At 61.4% G+C, this 5,425-nt stretch carries 8 protein-coding genes; 3 read left to right on the forward strand and 5 right to left on the reverse strand.

Translation table 11 applies throughout. The annotated features are described in order from the left end of the window. Nucleotides 1-218 (reverse strand): Lrp/AsnC family transcriptional regulator (locus Q0L57_RS04960; RefSeq protein ID WP_296738910.1); only part of this gene is annotated, 218 nt, incomplete at its 3' end. Nucleotides 219-356: 138 nt separating this feature from the next. Here Q0L57_RS04960 and hppD point away from each other — a divergent pair. The 3 genes from hppD to Q0L57_RS04975 all read left to right on the forward strand — a co-directional run bounded on the left by hppD (nt 357) and on the right by Q0L57_RS04975 (nt 2,170). Then, entirely contained in the window at nt 357-1,472 is a 1,116-nt protein-coding gene (gene hppD, locus Q0L57_RS04965) for a 4-hydroxyphenylpyruvate dioxygenase (protein WP_296738911.1), read from the forward strand. Nucleotides 1,473-1,535: 63 nt separating this feature from the next. Continuing rightward, complete coding sequence (locus tag Q0L57_RS04970; RefSeq protein ID WP_296738914.1) at nt 1,536-1,763, forward strand: type II toxin-antitoxin system Phd/YefM family antitoxin; 228 nt, start codon at nt 1,536-1,538, stop codon at nt 1,761-1,763. Continuing rightward, a complete protein-coding gene (locus Q0L57_RS04975; RefSeq protein WP_296738916.1) occupies nt 1,760-2,170 on the forward strand; it encodes a type II toxin-antitoxin system VapC family toxin in 411 nt (136 codons plus the stop codon). Before Q0L57_RS04970 ends, Q0L57_RS04975 begins: the two co-directional genes overlap by 4 nt. Here the strand turns inward: Q0L57_RS04975 and Q0L57_RS04980 are convergent. From Q0L57_RS04980 to hmgA, 4 genes are all read right to left on the reverse strand, one after another. Then, nucleotides 2,088-2,672 carry a DinB family protein gene (locus Q0L57_RS04980; RefSeq protein ID WP_296738919.1) on the reverse strand — a complete coding sequence of 195 codons (585 nt, stop codon included), beginning with the start codon at nt 2,670-2,672 and terminating at the stop codon, nt 2,088-2,090. The genes Q0L57_RS04975 and Q0L57_RS04980 overlap by 83 nt on opposite strands. Nucleotides 2,673-2,781: 109 nt before the next feature. Beyond that, a complete protein-coding gene (locus Q0L57_RS04985) occupies nt 2,782-3,018 on the reverse strand; it encodes a hypothetical protein (protein WP_296738920.1) in 237 nt (78 codons plus the stop codon). 5 nt (nt 3,019-3,023) lie between these two features. Further along, on the reverse strand, nt 3,024-4,037 hold the full coding sequence (locus Q0L57_RS04990; protein ID WP_296738922.1) for a fumarylacetoacetate hydrolase family protein: 1,014 nt from the start codon (nt 4,035-4,037) through the stop codon (nt 3,024-3,026). A 107-nt stretch (nt 4,038-4,144) separates the two neighbouring features. Next, nucleotides 4,145-5,425 (reverse strand): homogentisate 1,2-dioxygenase (gene hmgA / locus Q0L57_RS04995; protein ID WP_296738923.1); only part of this gene is annotated, 1,281 nt, incomplete at its 5' end.

Below are 5,425 nucleotides of genomic sequence, written 5' to 3' on the forward strand. Positions count from 1 at the left end.
GAGATGACGTTGACCAGCGAAAAGCCGAGACGGTCGCGGTCGAGCACGGCGCGATAGCCCTTGATGTAGCCGTCCTCCTCCAGCCGCTGGCGGCGGCGCGAGCATTGCGAGGCCGACAGGTTCACCCGCTCCGAAAGGTCGTTGTTGGTTAGCCGCGCATCACCCTGCAAAAGCGCCAGTATCTTGCGGTCAAATTGATCAAGGCGCGCATCATCCATGGACTTTCCTCCAATCATGCACAATTCATGCGCATAGTGAGCATTTCAAGCGGTTGAATGCAAGCACCGTGCGGCGGTTGCGCGCTATCATTCGGAAAGTTGGCCAAGACCGGCCGCAACAGCTTTCGGAGGACTGCCATGGGCCCCTTCCCGCACGACGCCCCGCCCGCCAGGATCAGCAAGCAAAACCCGGCTGGCACGGACGGTTTCGAATTCGTCGAGTTCGCGCATTCCGAGCCGGCGAAGCTCGCCGAGCTCTTCACCCGCATGGGCTATGCCGCGGTGGCGAAACACCGCACGAAGGACATCACCGTCTGGCGGCAGGGCGACATCAACTATGTCGTCAATGCCGAGCCCGGCTCCCATGCGATGAAATTCGTCGAGAAGCACGGCCCCTGCGCTGCCTCGATGGCCTGGCGCGTGGTCGATGCCAAGCATGCTTTCGAGCATGCCGTGTCGAAAGGCGCGACGCCTTATGAGGGCACCGACAAGGCGCTCGATGTGCCGGCCATCGTCGGCATTGGAGGCTCGCTGCTCTATTTCATCGAAGCCTATGGCGAGAAGGGTTCGGCCTATGACGCCGAGTTCGAATGGCTGGGCGAGCGCGACCCGAAGCCCGAGGGCGTCGGCTTCTACTTCCTCGACCACCTGACCCACAATGTCTATCGCGGCAACATGGACAAGTGGTGGGACTTCTATCGCGACCTGTTCGGCTTCAAGCAGATCCACTTCTTCGACATCGACGGCAGGATCACCGGGCTGGTCAGCCGGGCAATCACCTCGCCCTGCGGCAAGATCCGCATCCCGCTGAACGAGTCCAAGGACGAGACCAGCCAGATCGCCGAGTATCTGAAGAAGTACAATGGCGAGGGCATCCAGCACATCGCGGTCGGCACCGACGCGATCTACGAGGCCACCGACAAGCTAGCCGCCAACGGGCTGAAGTTCATGCCCGGCCCGCCCGACACCTATTACGAGATGTCGCATGAGCGCGTGAACGGCCATGATGAGCCGATCGAGCGCATGAAGAAGCACGGCATACTGATCGACGGCGAAGGCGTGGTCGACGGCGGCATGACCAAGATCCTGCTGCAGATCTTCTCGAAAACCGTCATCGGGCCGATCTTCTTCGAGTTCATCCAGCGCAAGGGCGACGAAGGTTTCGGCGAGGGCAATTTCCGCGCCCTGTTCGAGTCGATCGAGCAGGACCAGATCAAGCGCGGCGTGATCAAGCTGGACGGCAAGGCGGCGTAAGCATCGAACATATTTGCTTCTCGGCCTTTTATGACCTAAATTATGGTCACAAGAGGTACGAGAATGAATATTCCGATGGCGAAAGCGAAGGCCCAGCTTTCCGAACTGGTGAAACGCGCCCAGGCGGGTGAAGAAATTCATCTGACGAAGCACGGGGAAGTTGTCGCAACCTTGAGCGCGCCTGTCCGAGCCGGCGGGAGCAAAGGCTTGTTTGGGGCCCTGAAAGGCCAAATCTGGATATCGGACGATTTTGACGAACTCGGCCCCGAGTGGGACGAATACATTAAATGAGTCCCAGATATCTGGTCGACACGCATATCCTGCTTTGGGTGCTCAACGCGGACTCACGCCTTTCCGATCACCATCGCGACATCTTTCTTGCCGGAAAGGATGTGACCGTCAGCGCGATCTCTGTGGCCGAGATCGCCATCAAGAAATCGCTCGGCAAAATTACGCTGTCGGGGAACATCGTCGACATCTTGCGAACGAACGGAATTCCAATCCTCAGCGTGAATGAGTTGCATGCGGCGAGGCTTGAACATTTGCCGCCCCACCACCGCGATCCCTTCGACCGCCTGCTCATCGCACAAGCTCAAATTGAAGGTCTGACGTTGGTCACAGCGGATCGGCAGTTTTCAGCCTATGACGTCGCGCTGGCTGATCGCCTAGTCCGAGCCTCTGAATCTCCTCTTTCCTGAGCTTCAGATCATAGTCGAGCAGAAATTCGTCCAATTGCGGCGGCGGAACGGACGTGCCGGAAAGCATGGCATGCACCTGGCCGCGATGATGGATGTCGTGCAGGAAGACATGGGCGAGGATGTCGCCGATCCGTTCGGGGATCATGCCGTCCTCGCGCCGGTCGGTGATGACGTGGCGATCGAGATCGGCGTCCGTCAGACCGTCGCAAAAGGCGACCAGCCTGCGGTCGAAATCGGTCTGCGCGGCCGCCAGACTTGCCGCATCGTTGAACGGCACGTAGTCGTCGTAGGCCGAGGCGCCCAGTCCACCATCGGTCAGGAAATCGAGATAGAGATAGTCGACCGCGAGGATGTGGTTGAGCGTCTCGTTGATCGACGGGAAGAAGCTGACGCGCGGCGCCTCGAACTCGCCGGGCTGCAGCGCCAGCACGGCGCGGTAGAGCCGGTCGTTCGACCAGAGATTGTTGCGCGCCATGCGGCGCAGATGGTCGAGCAGCGTCATGGCGCCACCCTGCTGGTAAGGTCGATGCCTGCTGCCACAAGCGCGAAGCCGGCAGGAAGATAGAATATATCTTCTATCAAGCTCTTGTCTCCAAACTCACACTATTGCTCTAGAGCAGCAGCAACCCAGCCCCGACTCCGAGTAACGAAAGACCAATCACGCACCACCATCTTGATTTCGGATTGCTAAAGAATGCGCGCCAGACATCGTTGGGTTGCACACTGTTCCCAAGCATATGTCGGTTATGGACATCGTAGTCGGTTCTAAAACTGATCATCCCGCCGATAGTCCAGAAGACAATTCCGACAAGGATCAGGGCCAAGCCGAGCGCTGGCAGATCGGCCATTGTGTCTACCCCTCGTATTTCTCCACCTTCTGCTCGATCGCGCCGAATATCGAATGGCCTGCCTTATCCTTCATCTCGATGCGAACCGTGTCGCCGAAATGCAGGAACGATGTCTTCGGCTCGCCGCTCTCGATGGTCTCGATCATGCGCGGTTCGGCGATGCAGGAATAGCCCGAGCCACCGGCCGAAACCGGCTTGCCGGGACCGCCGTCCAGCTTGTTGGAGACGGTGCCGGAGCCGATTATGGTGCCGGCGGCGAGCGGCCGGGTCTTGGCGGCGTGCGCGATCAACGCTGGGAAGTCGAAGGTCATGTCGATGCCGGCATTCGCCCGACCGAAGGGCTTACCGTTGAGGTCGACCAGCAGCGCGAGGTTGACCTTGCCACCGTCCCAGGCATCACCCAATTCGTCCGGCGTGACCGCGACCGGGGAGAATGCCGACGAGGGCTTGGACTGGAAGAAGCCAAAACCTTTTGCCAATTCCGGTCCGGTGATGGCGCGCAACGTGACATCGTTGACGAGCATGACGAGGCGGATCGCCTCCCTCGCCTCATCCAACCCGGCGCCCATCGGCACATCGTCGACGATGACGGCAACCTCGGCCTCCAGGTCGATGCCGAAGGCCTCGTCCGCCATGCGGATCGGGTCGCGCGGGGCAATGAAGGAGTCCGAGCCGCCCTGGTAAATCAGCGGATCGGTCCAGAAGCTTGCCGGCATCTCGACGCCGCGCGCCTTCCGCACCAGCTCGACATGGTTCACATAGGCCGAGCCGTCCGCCCATTGATAGGCGCGCGGCAGCGGCGAATGGGCGTCATGCTCGTGGAAGCGAGCCGACGGAACGGCGTTGGTCTCCAGCGATTCCGCCATCGCCGCCAGATGCGGTGCAATGCGGCGCCAATCGTCGAGCGCCGCCTGCAGCGTCGGCACCAGGAAGGAAGCGTCGGTGAACCGCGTGAGATCGCGCGAGACCACGACCAGCTTTCCGTCGCGCGTCCCGTTCTTCAATGTGGCAAGTTTCATGCGGTTTCCTCTCCTGTGCGGCTTTTCACCGCTTTGTCACACATCAAAGCGCGCGGGAGCGATCGTCAAGCCGCCCGCGCGAGTTTTCCTGACAATGATTTTCCCTCTCAGGACCAGTCGCCCTCCGGCGTGCCGTTGAAACGCTTCTTCAAGTCCGTCCAGCAGTCGATGTAATTCTCCTGCAGCGTGCCGAGCTCGGCGGCATAGCGGGTCAGCATCTGGGGAAAGCGCGTCTCGAACATGAAGGCCATGGTGTTGTCGAGCTTGACCGGCTTGAGCTCGGCACGCGTCGCCTTCTCGAAGCCGGAGGCGTCCGGCCCATGCGCCAGCATCTGGTTGTGCAGGCTGATGCCGCCGGGAACGAAACCTTCCTCCTTGGCATCGTACTGGCCGTGGATCAGGCCCATGAACTCGCTCATGATGTTGCGGTGATACCAGGGCGGCCGAAACGTGTTTTCAGCCACCAGCCAGCGTGGCGGGAAGATGACGAAGTCGACATTGGCCGTGCCTTCCTCGCCGCTCGGCGCGGTCAGCACCGTGAAGATCGACGGATCGGGGTGGTCGAACAGGATGGCGCCGACGGGCGAAAACGTCGCCAGATCATACTTATAGGGAGCGTAGTTGCCGTGCCACGCGACGACGTCCAAAGGCGAGTGGCCGAGTTCGGTGACATGGAAAGTGCCGCACCATTTGACGATAAGCCGGCACGGCGTCTCTTTCTCCTCGAACCAGGCGCAGGGCGTCTTGAAGTCGCGCGGGTTGGCCAGGCAATTGGCGCCGATCGGGCCGCGGTCGGGCATGGTGAACTTGGCGCCGTAGTTCTCGCAGACATAGCCGCGCGCCTCCTTGTCGGCGAGTTCGACCTTGAAGACGAGACCGCGCGGCAACACGGCGATCTCGCCGGGGCGGAGCTCGATCACGCCCATCTCGGTGACGAAGCGCAGCGCGCCGACCTGCGGCACGACCAGCAACTCGCCATCGGCGTTGAAGAAATGGTCGTCGACCATCGAGCGGTTGGCGACGTAGACATGCGCCGCCATGCCGGACTGGCCAACTGCGTCGCCGGCCGTGGTGAAGGTGCGCATGCCGGAAATGAAGTCGGTCGGCTCGTTCGGCACCGGCGTCGGATTCCACCGGTACTGACCGAGCGCCAGTTCATGGTCGCCGATGTTAGGCCCGGTCTTCCAGAGCGGGTAGCTCGCGCCCTTGAAGCGGCCGGTGTGCTTTACGCTCGGGCGGATGCGATAGAGCCAGGAGCGCTCGTTGGTGCCTCGCGGGGCGGTGAAGGGCGAACCCGAAAGCTGCTCGGCATAGAGCCCGTAGGCCGGCCGCTGCGGCGAGTTGCGCCCCTGCGGCAGCGAGCCCGGCAGCGTCTCGGTCTCGAAATC

This window comes from Mesorhizobium sp., assembly GCF_024509055.1.
GTDB lineage: Bacteria > Pseudomonadota > Alphaproteobacteria > Rhizobiales > Rhizobiaceae > Mesorhizobium.